At 67.3% G+C, this 11,800-nt stretch carries 12 protein-coding genes and 2 tRNA genes; 8 read left to right on the top strand and 6 right to left on the bottom strand.

Annotation, left to right across the window (positions count from 1 at the left end; genetic code table 11):
* Positions 1-20: 20 nt before the first annotated feature.
* Positions 21-1,286: a hypothetical protein gene (locus tag AB0K37_RS13125; protein WP_363979304.1), complete on the bottom strand. Its 1,266-nt coding sequence runs from the start codon at positions 1,284-1,286 to the stop codon at positions 21-23.
* A gap of 85 nt (positions 1,287-1,371) precedes the next feature.
* Between AB0K37_RS13125 and AB0K37_RS13120 the strand changes: the two genes are divergently transcribed.
* Together AB0K37_RS13120 and AB0K37_RS13115 are read left to right on the top strand one after the other, a co-directional pair.
* Positions 1,372-2,673 (top strand): S1 RNA-binding domain-containing protein, encoded by a 1,302-nt coding sequence (locus AB0K37_RS13120; RefSeq protein ID WP_363979301.1) that lies wholly within the window; start codon positions 1,372-1,374, stop codon positions 2,671-2,673.
* Between the two features lie 72 nt (positions 2,674-2,745).
* Positions 2,746-3,162: a hypothetical protein gene (locus AB0K37_RS13115; protein WP_363979298.1), complete on the top strand. Its 417-nt coding sequence runs from the start codon at positions 2,746-2,748 to the stop codon at positions 3,160-3,162.
* An 838-nt stretch (positions 3,163-4,000) separates the two neighbouring features.
* On the opposite strand, the gene AB0K37_RS13110 is transcribed toward AB0K37_RS13115, so the two are convergent.
* Complete coding sequence (locus AB0K37_RS13110; RefSeq protein WP_363979296.1) at positions 4,001-5,143, bottom strand: hypothetical protein; 1,143 nt, start codon at positions 5,141-5,143, stop codon at positions 4,001-4,003.
* A 394-nt stretch (positions 5,144-5,537) separates the two neighbouring features.
* On the opposite strand from AB0K37_RS13110, the gene AB0K37_RS13105 reads away from it, so the two are divergent.
* Entirely contained in the window at positions 5,538-5,873 is a 336-nt protein-coding gene (locus AB0K37_RS13105; protein WP_363979294.1) for a hypothetical protein, read from the top strand.
* 1,162 nt (positions 5,874-7,035) lie between these two features.
* Here AB0K37_RS13105 and AB0K37_RS13100 read toward each other — a convergent pair.
* Positions 7,036-7,257, bottom strand: coding sequence for a hypothetical protein (locus AB0K37_RS13100; protein WP_363979292.1), 222 nt, complete (start codon positions 7,255-7,257; stop codon positions 7,036-7,038).
* Positions 7,258-7,783: 526 nt separating this feature from the next.
* Between AB0K37_RS13100 and AB0K37_RS13095 the strand changes: the two genes are divergently transcribed.
* The 4 genes from AB0K37_RS13095 (at position 7,784) to AB0K37_RS13080 (ending at position 10,012) form a co-directional block, all read left to right on the top strand.
* On the top strand, positions 7,784-7,984 hold the full coding sequence (locus AB0K37_RS13095; protein ID WP_363979289.1) for a helix-turn-helix domain-containing protein: 201 nt from the start codon (positions 7,784-7,786) through the stop codon (positions 7,982-7,984).
* A gap of 220 nt (positions 7,985-8,204) precedes the next feature.
* Entirely contained in the window at positions 8,205-8,354 is a 150-nt protein-coding gene (locus AB0K37_RS13090; RefSeq protein ID WP_363979287.1) for a hypothetical protein, read from the top strand.
* Between the two features lie 86 nt (positions 8,355-8,440).
* Positions 8,441-9,205 carry a hypothetical protein gene (locus AB0K37_RS13085; protein ID WP_363979284.1) on the top strand — a complete coding sequence of 255 codons (765 nt, stop codon included), beginning with the start codon at positions 8,441-8,443 and terminating at the stop codon, positions 9,203-9,205.
* 240 nt (positions 9,206-9,445) lie between these two features.
* Positions 9,446-10,012, top strand: coding sequence for a tyrosine-type recombinase/integrase (locus AB0K37_RS13080; protein WP_363979281.1), 567 nt, complete (start codon positions 9,446-9,448; stop codon positions 10,010-10,012).
* Between the two features lie 161 nt (positions 10,013-10,173).
* On the opposite strand, the gene AB0K37_RS13075 is transcribed toward AB0K37_RS13080, so the two are convergent.
* Positions 10,174-10,265, bottom strand: a tRNA-Ser gene (locus tag AB0K37_RS13075).
* A gap of 137 nt (positions 10,266-10,402) precedes the next feature.
* The gene (locus AB0K37_RS13070; RefSeq protein WP_363979278.1) at positions 10,403-10,834 is read right to left on the bottom strand and encodes a hypothetical protein; all 432 of its coding nucleotides are present in this window, start codon (positions 10,832-10,834) and stop codon (positions 10,403-10,405) included.
* A 189-nt stretch (positions 10,835-11,023) separates the two neighbouring features.
* Between AB0K37_RS13070 and AB0K37_RS13065 the strand changes: the two genes are divergently transcribed.
* Positions 11,024-11,099 (top strand) — tRNA-Arg (locus tag AB0K37_RS13065).
* 224 nt (positions 11,100-11,323) lie between these two features.
* Here AB0K37_RS13065 and AB0K37_RS13060 read toward each other — a convergent pair.
* The gene (locus tag AB0K37_RS13060; RefSeq protein WP_363979275.1) at positions 11,324-11,791 is read right to left on the bottom strand and encodes a hypothetical protein; all 468 of its coding nucleotides are present in this window, start codon (positions 11,789-11,791) and stop codon (positions 11,324-11,326) included.
* Between the last annotated feature and the right edge of the window lie 9 nt (positions 11,792-11,800).

Genomic DNA, 11,800 nt, shown 5'->3' with positions numbered 1-11,800 from the left:
CGCGGTCGAGGGCCGCCGGCTCAGCCCCGGCCCCAGGTGTCGACGAATGCCCGTACGGCCTGCTCGGCCTCGTGCAACGGACTCGAAGCCAACGTCCGTCGCACGGCGTCCGCCGACCGTTCGCATTCCCTCACCCGCTTCTCGCCGTCCCTGGTCCGGATGCGTCGCAGACGCCGGTCCGCGTGGAAATACGCCGACTCCAGCCAGGTTGACAGCCGCGCGCACACGTCCTCCTCCTCGTCGGAGGTGAGCGCCTTGGCGATAGCGCGGATGGCCGACAGGTTCAGCCGCCGCCCCTTCTGCTTGTTGACGATCCTGACAAGCCGGTAGCGGTTGCGGTGCAGCGGTGGTTGCAGGTCCAGGTCGTCCCACGGCGGCGCCACCGTCATCAGCGCGGTCGGAATCTCGGTGTTGTCCCGGAGCCACTCGACGATGTCGAACCCCTGCTCGTCGTTCAGCGCCTCCGTCAGATGCAGGTCGACCAGCGCGCCGTGGCAGCGCAGAATCCGGTCGCGGTCGCTCTTCAGCAGCCGGTGCCAGTCGTCTAGACCGCCGACCGGCAGGCAGTCGTAGCCGTCCGCCTCCAGGCAGCCGACGATCTGGTCCAGCACGTCGTCCTCGACGACGAGCAGGCGCTTGCGTTCGCGCCTGGCCAGCCGGTCGCGCAGCGGCGCGCACTCCGGATCCGACGGGAACAGCCCGACGAACTCCTCCAGCCCCGCCATGCCCTCCAGACCCGCCGACTCGATCCGAGCGACCAAGGTCGCGCGCGCCTGGAAGACAGCCTTCCAGCGGTTCCGGCGCGCCCGCGGATGGGCGGCCCGCGGGTCTTCACGCCAGTAGCCGATCAGCTTCGCGACCTGCGCCTCGGTGGGCTCGGCCGGCAGCGCGCGGACGCCGTCGACGAACTCCGCCGCGTCCACGCGCACCCGGTCTACCTCGAGCGCGTATCCATCGGTGACCAGGGAACCGAAACGCGGAATGGGCAGCTCCAGTTTGTGCAGAGTCTCGAAATGCTTGTGCAGTGCACTCTTGGACGCGATGGCCCGGCCGCCGTTCGGATGGACCACCGCGTCCAGCAGTTCCGGGGTCTTCATTCCCTTGCGCCCGGCGAGCGCGAGACAGGTCAGCACGGCCGCGGGCAGCGGGGACAGCGGCGGCAGCAGTTCCCCGTCCTTCCTGACCACGAGAGCTCCCAGGACATCGATCGTCCACAAAGGCCTCGTCCGCTCCATAAACCAACGATAACCGGGCCACTGAGATTTCTCTGAGTAATGCGCCGCCATAGCCCCAAAACTCAGCGGCCGCACGCGCGGCGCCGGGGATTCCCCCGGGCATCTTCGTGGCTAGGCGAGACGAGAACGTCTCCAGTTGCAGAAAGGCCACACCACCATGCACGAGGTCCGCCTCACCCGCGACGAGCAGCCCATCCCCAACCGCGTCGTGGTCATCATGCCGTTCGGCAAGAAGGTCCTGGAGGACGAGACGACCTTCGACTTCGACTGGTACTACGAGGACGTCGTCCGGACGACGATCCAGGAGGCGGGGTTCGTCCCCGTCCGCGCCGACGGCGTCTACGGCCCGGCCTCCGTCCAGGGGGTCGTGTGGCGCGCCATCCAGCAGGCCGAGCTGGTCGTCGTCGACTTCTCCGGCCGCAACCCCAACGTCGCCATGGAGTACATGGCGGCGCGGCTCATCGGCAAGCGCATGATCTACCTCGCGCAGCACCCCGACGACATCCCCAGCGACGTGCGCGGACTGCGCTACATCCCGTACGCCTACGGGTACGCCGAGATGGCCGCCATGCAGAAGGAACTGCGGGTCCAGCTCGAGGCCGTCCGCAAGGAACCCGCCCAGGAAATGGCCCTGATCCCGATGGCAACCGGTGGCACCGTCCCCACCCGCGCCCGGGTCGTGTCGGTCAGCCGTGAGTTCGCGGTCGTCCGGGCCGAGGACGGCCGCCCCGGCGTCCTCGGCTCCGAGGACGTCGACTGGGGCCGGATCATCCCCGACATGACCCGGCACTACTCGGTCGGCGACCAGGTCGACGGGGCGTTCGAGATGCTGCCGACCGGCGGGATGAAGTACACGCTGCTCGCCGGTCGGCCGAACCCGTGGAACGAACTGGCCGCCGAGCACCCCGTCGGGCACGCCTTCACCGGCACCGTGCACAGCGTCCGCGACCCCGGGGTGTTCGTCCGCGTCCACGGCCCCATCAACGGCCTGATCCCGCGCGGCAGCCTGCCGGCGGGCGCCTTCCTCGCCCCCGGCGACGAGGTGGAGGTGACCACGGTCGACATCGACCCCCGGCGCCGCCGTGTGACCCTCAACCTGATCCGGAGCACCGCGGCCCGGCCGGCGACGGGGCCGCGGGTCGGCGACCGGCTGGAAGGGGAGGTCCACCGGATCCGCCCCGAGGGCGAGGGCGGCTTCGTCCTGCTGAGGGTGGAGGGCCGCCACCGCCCCGTCTTCCTGCACTGCACGCAGATGACCCCCGACCTGCGCCAGGACCTCAACTCGGGCGGGATCGAGATCGGCGAGGTCATCGACCTGGAGGTCACGCGCGTCGACGACGTCGGCGACAAGGTGTACGTCCGCGACATCCCGGAGGACGCCACCGAGAGCTCAGTGGCGTGCGTGCCCGAGCAGCCCCCGCTGGCGGAAGCCGCCTGACCACACCGGGGAGGGGCCGCGGCCACCGCTGTGGCCCCTCCCCGGGCCTCCCTTTCCCCGAAGGAGAGCCCTGTGCCAACCGACCGCGACACCATCGTCGAGCTCTACAAACTGGCCATCGAGACCGCCGACCGGACCTCCGCCCGCCGCGCGACCGCCAACGCCTTCTTCCTCACCGTCCAGACCGCGCTCGCGGGCTTGGCCGCGGCGCTCCCCGCGGAGAGCGCCTTCGCCGGGACCGCCGTCTACCTGGCGGCCCTCACCCTTTGCGTGACCTGGTGGATCCAGCTGGGCACCTACCGCGCGCTCAACCGTGCCCGGTTCGCCGCTATCAGCGAGCTGGAGGCCGACTTGCCGGTCGCCCTCTTCACCGACGAGTGGGCCGGCCGCCCCCGCGCCTACATAGAACTCGGCGTCGTCGAACGGACGATCCCCTACGTCTTCGCCGCCATCCACACCCTGACGTTCGCCTCGATGCTCAACGCCTGACCGTCGCCGCGCCTGTCCGGTACGCACCCCGTACCGGACAGGCGACGGCGCGGGTCGTCGGCGGGGTCTAGTATTTGTCGGCCTACTGATGTCGCCAAGCCGCAGCGCATACCCTATCCAGGTCGCAAGGTCGGGCACATTATTGATCGTGAGCAATGAGTATGGCGGGGAACCGTCCAGTGGCGTGACATCCTCGAACGCGTGGTCTGGTGCGAAAAGAAGGAGCCGACCATCGTCCCGATGCGCCAGTGTGAGGTTCCCGTTGGCCTCTACGGCGACGGCGTAGTACTCAACTGGGTTGATGGAGACCTTCAGGCCATCGCCTTCCCAGAGCCACGCGTAGTCGGCCAGGACGTCTGAGACTCGTACACGTGTCGCCTGGTCCGTGAGCACTTGGTTCTGGTTGCACCACCAGGTGCTGGGTTCACCGAATCTCTCGACGATTCCGCCGCAGAGCTTCCAGAAGCTCATGTGCGCCTTCGGAAAAGACCCGCCGGCCACATCCTGGGGCGGGTGGCAGAGCCATCCCCGTCGACCGTCCGGTGGTCCCCACGCCAGCAACTCGTACGCCGTGTCTCCGACGAGGATCGGGGTGAGAGTCGTCGAGTCGAGCAGTGCGGACAGTTCAGGCAGGTCTTCGGCTGATCCGCGGGTCCACGGCTGCGTCTCGCCCACTAAGACGTTCTCGCCGGGTTGGAGGTGAAACCTCCTGGAGGAACAGCTCCCAGTCGCTCATGCTCCGATGATGGCAGGCCCGCTCTTGCCCACACCGACCAGGAAGCCCGCGAGGTCGCTCATCGGCTCCTTGGGACGCCGGACGGGTCTCAGGTGAGCAACTTCAGCCTGCTGCCTCCTTGTAAGCATTGGTGAGGATCTCCAAGAGGTCGTCGGAGACCTCGTGGGTGACGTTGCCCTGCTTCAGCGTGGCCTGTAGAGCCGTTTCAACGAGTGGGATCGAATGGGGTGCCCGTCGCTCGAACACGCCCCGCCAGAACTGCAGGTAGACCGATTTGGTGTCCTTATAGATGGTCACCAGGCCCGCATCGCCAGGTAGGCGAGGGAGCAGCGTGGTGATCCCTGCCTTTCCCTGGTAGGTGGCCAGGTCTACCAGCCGGTCTCGCTGCAGTGCCTCTGCCCACCGGGTGAGCCTTTCGAGCAGCTCCCGTTTGTCGGCTGACGCGTCCGCGATGACCGCGCGGAACTCCTCGGAGCCTAAAACCGTACGCTGTCGCTCGGTCACCTCGGCCGTGGACAGCTCCCGGTCCCGCCGTGCGGGTTCAACGCGCTGGGGCACGAGGACCTGTCCGCCGTTCACGTCGTAGACCGAGACGGTGACGAGGTCGATGACGATCCCTTGGGTCACCGATTCCAGATAGCCGACGATCTGCGCCAACTCATCCGGAACGCTGTCGAGGACGACGACCAGTCGGAAACTGCCTTCCGCCAGGCTTTGCGCGAGCCCTTCGGCGAACGCCTGCGGATCAACGGAGTGCTCCTGATCATCTGCCTCGACAGCGCTCACTACCGTTTTGAATCCGCGCTTGTTCAGGTGGGACGCCAGGACCTGCGACTCAAGTTGGCCCGCATCAAGACCCTGGAGGTATGCCGCGTATGAGAGAACCTGAGCCACCACCGCGCGGCGAGCCTCGGAGTTCCCGGCCAGCTTCACCTCCACGATCACCATCTGCCCGGAGGGCTCCACGGCCACAAGATCGGCATATCCGCCGCCCAGCCGTACTTCGCGCCCCAGCACCGTGATCCGCGGAGAGCCGGCCAGCGGCAGAATCTGTGGAGTCTGCTCGACGAGGTCGTGCAACGCTGCCTCAGCTGGATAGCCGCTCGGTGTGAGAAGGCGCCACTTTCCGCTTTGATCGGTGCTCCAGATAGCCGTCACAACCTGAACATAACGCCCGAAGGTGCGACCAGCCCAGCTTTTCCAACAGCCGCAGGCGACGTTGACGATCGCCGCACTGATCGGCACACGGTCGCAAATCGTTATCCCAGAGTGGGCACACCGAATCGGATCTCAGCCCTGTGTGCCGTACCGCCCCGACCGGCGGGCTGTACGCATCCGCCTCTCGGCTTGTTGTTTTTCAGTGACAGGGTGACACGCCGATGCTTAAAGTAGTCAACCCGCGGGCGATGAGAGAAGCTGGGCGCCAACGCTTGCCCTGCGCTCCGCTGGCGCAGGGCGCAGGGCAAGAAATGGAAAACGCAAGCGTTATCGGCTGCGGACCGGGCGCGGTCCGCAATGGGGGCGAGATCGAGCGCGATCCCAGGTCAGGAGGCTGATGGTCGAAGAGGGGTGCGGCGAGCCCTCGTCGGGCATGGCGAGGCGACGCAACCGCCGAGCTCATGGCGAGACGAGGCGGCGGGTGTTGTACGTCCTGTTGTCGGAGGACGAGCACGCGGCGGTGTCGAGGGCGGCCGAGCGTGAGCGACTGGCGACCGCGGCCTGGGCGGCGCTGACGCTGCTGGCAGCGGCGAGCGGGACGCCGCGAGCAGAGCACAACGAGATGCGCGAGGTACTGCAGGCCGTCATGCAGGCGCGTGGTCAAGCGCAGCGGATCGGCGTCAATCTCAACCAGGCGGTCGCCGCGCTGAATTCGGGGGAGGTGTCGTCGACGATCCAGTGGTACGCCCGTGCCGCCGCGCAGACGGTCCGCAAGCTGGACGACCTGGCCGAGGAGTTGAGAAGGCGGGTGCCGTGATCGTGAAGGCATTGGCCCCGAGCGTTGCGTCGTGATCGGGAAGGTCTTGCGGGGCGTCCGGGTCGAGGGGTTGCTGCGCTACCTCTACGGCCCGGGCACCAACGGCGAGCATCACAACCCGCACATCGTGGCGGGCTTCGAGGACGCGGCCGATCTGGAGCCGGGGGTAGGGCCTGATGGTCGCCGCGACTTTCGTCATTTGGAGGGCCTGCTGACACAGCCGCTGGCGTTGCTCGGTGAACGGAACTACCGCAAGCCCGTCTGGCACTGCGCGGTGCGGGCCGCGCCTGAGGACCCGGTTCTTACCCATGGGCAGTGGGCGCAGATCGTGGCCGAGATCATGAGCCGGACCGGCTTGGCGCCGACGGGGGACGTGGACGCCGTTCGCTGGATCGCCGTCCGCCACGCCGACGACCACGTCCACATCGTGGCCACGCTGGCGCGGCCGGACGGCGTCCGTCCAGAGGTGTGGAACGACGGGTACCGGGTGCGCGATGCGTGCCGGGCGGTGGAGGAGCGGTTCGGGCTGCGGTCCACGGCGCCGGCGGACCGGACGGCGGCCCGCCGTCCCAAACGCGGCGAGACCGAGAAGGCCGTCCGCCATGGTCAGCCAGTGCCAGCCCGTACCCTCCTGCGTCGCAAGGTCCAGACGGCGGCCGCCGGCGCCTGCAGCGAGAGCGAGTTCTTCGAACGCCTCCAGGCCGATGGTGTCCTGGTGAAGCGGCGGTTCAGCCAGCGGACGACCGGCGAACTGACTGGATATGCGGTGGCTGCGCCTGGTGATGTGAACGCGGACGGGCAGCCGGTCTGGTACGGGGGAGGCAAGCTCGCCTCCGACCTGACACTCCCCAAACTTCGCCACCGCTGGACAGGTGCGGACGGCTCGGTCCTCAGCTCGTCCGCCGTCCGTCCGCTGGACGGACGGCACCTGTCCGAGCGGACGAAGCGAGCCTTGCTGCGGACGACCGTCCGCCGCGCTGCGGACGAAGCCCGGACAACCGCCGAGTTCCTTGACCGACTTCAGAATTCCGGCCTCCTGGTCAAGGCGCGCTACAGCCAGTACTTGCCTGCTCAGATCACCGGCTACGCCGTCGCGTTCCCCACCGACCACGGTGACGAAGAACCGACCTGGCACGCGGGAAGCCGCCTTGCAGATGACCTCTCACTGACGCGCCTCCAGCAACGCTGGACCTCGCCCGCCACTGGCCCCGCGCCAACGATCGACGACGACCTCACTGTCGAGGAACGGCAGGCCTTCTACGACGACGCCGCCCGTGCCGCCGCCCACGCCACCGCTCATCTCCGGCGCGATCTGGCCACCAATCCACACGCAGGCCAGGACGCCTGCTGGGCTGCGTCCGACGCCCTTCACGCGGCTGCCCAAGCAACCGGCAACCACCACCTCCGCCGCGCAGCCGACACTTACGACCGCGCCGCTCGCGCACCCTACGGGCGTCTTCCTCGCCCCACTGCTGCTGGCAACGCCTTGCGGACCACAGCCCGGCTCCTCGCGCTAACCGGGGCCATGGACCGGACGGTGGTGTCGGCGATGCTGCTGATTCCCAACCTCATCAACCTGCTCGACACCATCGCTGAGCTCCGCCGACTCCAGCACCGCCAAGCCCAAGCCGACGCCGCCCGAAAAGCCACCGCCCAGGTCCGCGCAGCAAAACCGGCCGACCCCCACAACGCGCCACGTCAATCCGCACAGGCAGCCATGCCCTCACAAGCGCGTCTCGCCATGGCCGCGTTTCCCAACCCGTGGGCTCCGCTGCCACCCACGGCCCCCCCGTCGCCCCGCACCGGCCGGCCCCACGGCACCAACTCACCCAAGCCGCAAGCGCCGCTAACAAGTTCGCCATGGCGAAGCATCACTCCACCTCCACATACCAAGACACGGAGGCATCCGAATGCAGACCATGCAGCACAAAGACCTCGACACGCTCCCCACGGTCGTCAGCATCATGACCGCTGCTCGCGCACTTGGCCTGTCCCGCACGTACGCCTACGAGCTGGCAAAGCGTGGCGACTTCCCCTGTCGCATCATCCGAGTCGGCACCACCTACCGCGTGCCGACCGCGGAACTTCGCAAGTTGCTCGGCGTCACGTAGTACCTCAGGAGCCGGCTTGCTCGCCGATTCCGAGTGGACCACGGGCGGCTGGCATGTCGGAGAGAGACGCCCGGCACCGGGATGGCGAGGGAGCTCGGCATGCCGGTGCAGGGCGTCTGACCTCGGTGTTCAACCTTCAAGGCTCTACTTGAAAAGATCTACCCGGCTGTAGTTGACTCAACGTGAGCGAGCGGCTGCAGATCGCCACTATCTCGTTTCCGTGCCCTGGGACCTCCCGCCGCCCTCTGCCCGTGAGGCGATCGAGGGCCTCGCTGTCCGGCACGAAGCGTTCTGTGAAGCCCCTGACGTCGGCCTGACGCTCACCGAGATCGACGAGGAGCTCGACGCAATTCGAGTGGTGTCCGACTAGGAAACGGCCTCACAAGTAGAGCAACCCCGCAGAGCCGTCTCGCAACCCCCGACACCACGAAAGGGATCGTTCCCGGAGGAGGAAACATGCGAGGCACGACCTACAAGCGCTGCGGTTGCCGCAATCCCGAGACCGGCGAGAAATATCCCGCGGGCAAGTGCCCGAAGCTGGTCAACCGCGACCACGGAGCATGGTGGGCGCGCTACGACGCACCCGCAGGAAGCAGCGGTCGACGAAGACAGCCGACCGTCGGGCCGTTCAAGACCAAGAAGGCCGCGCGGCAAGCACTCACGGAAGAACTGGCCAAGTTCGAGATCCATGGACGCCAGCTCGATCGGAGTCTGAAGACGGGCGCATACCTGGAGACGATCTGGCTTCCGGCCAAGAAGGAGAGCCTGTCCACCTCGACGTTCGCGGACTATACGGAGATCGTCCAGCTCTACCTGGTGCCCGGCCTGGGACACCTCAAGCTGGTCGACCTGAGGGACAAGCATGTGATCGCCCTGTATGAGGCGATCCTGCAGATCAACCGTCCTCTCCCCGAGGGGGCGAAGCCGAGCGAGATGCTCCGGCGCTTGCTTGAGGTCCGCGCGTACTCAACGCGACAGCTCAAGGTCGGAGAGGCTCTCCGCCGCAAACAGACCAAACCCATCTCCCCGGCGCGGGTGAGGAAGATCCATGCGGTTCTGCACTCCGCTCTCAACTGGGCGGTGAAGTCCAAGCGCCTGAGGGAGAACCCGATCGCGCACGTCGAAACACCTCGAATCAGGGGGAGGCGGGTGAACCGCTTGTCTGGACGACCGAACGCGTCCAGCGGTGGCAGGAGACCGGAAAGGTGCCCGGCCCGGTGATGGTCTGGACGCCCGCCCAGACGGGCGCCTTCCTCGACTTCATCGCGGACGAGCGGTTGTACGCCCTCTTCCACCTGGTCGCCTTCCGCGGGCTGCGTCGAGCCGAGGTCGCGGGACTGGCCTGGGCGGACACCGACCTCCAAGGGCACGGGCACGCTGACCGTCCGCGAGACTCGCCCTGGCTCCGAGAGCCAGGGCGACGAATACGACGACACCAAATCCGAGGCCAGCGAGCGCACTGTGGCGCTGGACGAAGCGACCATCTCGGTACTGCTGGACTGGCGGGCCGTTCAGGAACGTGAAAGGTCCGCCGCCGGCTCCGAGGTGTGGGTGGACTCCGGGCGGGTCTTCACCCGGGAGGACGGGGCACGCCTGCGTCCCCAGTGGATCTCCACACGGTTCGAGGAACTGATCAAGAAGTACGGACTCGTCCAGGACAAGCACTCCGTCGAGGGCTGGTCCATCGACAGGATCACCCGTCACCACCGGATCTCCGTTCGCACCGTCGAGGTGGCGACCGGAGGTGAGCGGCTGCCGCCGATCCGCTTCCACGACCTCCGGCACGGAGCCGCGACGCTCGCCCTGCTCGGCAACGTCAACATGAAAGTGATCAGCGAAACGCTCGGCCACGCCCGCCACTCGTTCACGGCTGACACCTACACCTCGGTACTTCCAGAGGTGTCCCGGGCAGCGGCCGAAGCGGTGGCGGCGGTCGTCCCTCGCCGGTCGCAGCCGAGACCATCCGACGACACCAACGTGATCTCATTCGCGGACCACCGCAACCGGCGCGGCCGACACGCAGGATGATCAAAGCCGAGACGGCCAGCACCCGCATCGTCAGGCGACGAAAGCACTCCGCCGACCTCCCGTGCACACCATGTGCACACCAGGCCAGGAGAAACGGACATCTGGAACGCGACAGGGACTCCGTTCAAGATCGTAATCTTGGACGAAGTCCCTGGTCGGAGTGGCGGAGGATCGGGGATTTGAACCCCGGATGGGCTTGCACCCAAACCGCATTAGCAGTGCGGCGCCATAGACCGGACTAGGCGAATCCTCCAGGAGCCGTCAGGCCCAGGTTAGGTTACCGGTTCGGCGAGCCAACCGGCAAAGCCTGACCCTTGGCTCCGACAGCATAGTCGGAAACACGTCCGAGCGCCGCGCTCCCGGGGCCGCGGGAGCGGATCGCGCCGGGCGTCAGCCGCCGAGCCGGAACCCGGTGAACCCGCAGGCCTCGGCGAGGTCGTTGCCGTGCTGCCGCATGCCCGCGAGGTCGGGCTGGCGCGGGGTCGTGCTGCCGGACTGCACCTGCCGCAGCATCGAGGCGGTCTCGTCCAGGTCGCCCGCGAACGCGGTCGCGGCGGTCTCGACGTCGCCGCCGGCGCTCTGTCCCTCGGACCGGACCTTGGAGGCCGTGTCCGCGAACTTCTGCGCGGTGGCCGAGGCGCCGCCCGGCGTCGTCATCGACATGCCGCCGGTGGAGAAGCTCCGCAGCTCGGTCTCGATGTTCTTGCAGGCAGTCCTCTTCTTCCCGCCGGCGATGGCGTCGACCGCGCCACAGCCCGTGGAACCGAGCATCAGTCCACCGACGGCGAGGACGCCGACCAGCTTGGTGGCGGACATGCGCATGGGGAATCTCCTTCAGGGGGTTTGGGCTTGCGAACGGGCTACACCCTCCCAGGTCACACCCGCCCTAATCACCCCTTTGGCGTAGCTACCCCACCAAGGGTTCCGTGACTCAAGTCACACTGCAGGCTCCATGCATCCGTCAACCGATTCGCGGTCAGGTCCCCGGAGCCGGTACAGTACTTCCGGCAGGCACCCGTAGCTCAACGGATAGAGCATCTGACTACGGATCAGAAGGTTAGGGGTTCGAATCCCTTCGGGTGCACCAGCTCAGAGGCTCCTTCCAATCATGGAAGGGGCCTCTTGCGTGCGTCACGGGAGCCGCGGGATCCCGTGTGGTCTGAAAGGCCGACGTCGTGCTCCCGGCCGACGGGCGCAGGGCACTGCCGAGGTGAGGCCAGGTACCCGGGTTGCCGCAACCGTGCCATGGGAGCTACCAGCGCGAACGCCCCCACCAGAGGACAGATGTGGGGGCGTTCGTCAGGCGAAGGCTCAGTGGTCGTTGACGAAGGACTTGTTCGGGTAGTGAGGCTTGACGCCATCGCCCCAAATCGTGAGGCGTACCGAAACGTTCTCCGGCAGGTTGTAGTTGCCGCCCCAGGAGGCTCTGGCGAAGGCGATGTCACCGTACTTGCCGGCGCGAAGGGTGTACCCCTTGTCGCCTGCCTGGACGATGACGTAAGCCGCGTGGCCGTTCGCCTTGGTGTCCTTCAGCCTGACGATGTCTCCGTGCTCGGCTACGGAGACCACTACGCCGTCCCTTTGCCACACGTGGTCGTACGCCACTGAGCCCTTGGTGGACCACGACTGCTCCACGGGGGCAGCGGAGGCGTTGCCGGTGGTCGTCATGACAGCCGCGGAAGCGAGAGCCACTGCTCCCGCGACGACACGACCGATGCGAATCCGCAAAAGTGGTTTCCCTTCGGTGAAGAAGCCGCTGCAGCTCGCCTCAGTGACCACCGGCTCCGG

The organism is Actinomadura sp. NPDC049753 (assembly GCF_040674655.1).
In the GTDB taxonomy this organism is placed as follows: Bacteria; Actinomycetota; Actinomycetes; order Streptosporangiales; family Streptosporangiaceae; genus Spirillospora; species Spirillospora verrucosospora.
The sequence above is the reverse complement of the archived record's forward strand: the minus strand, read 5'-3'. Positions and strand labels throughout refer to the sequence as shown.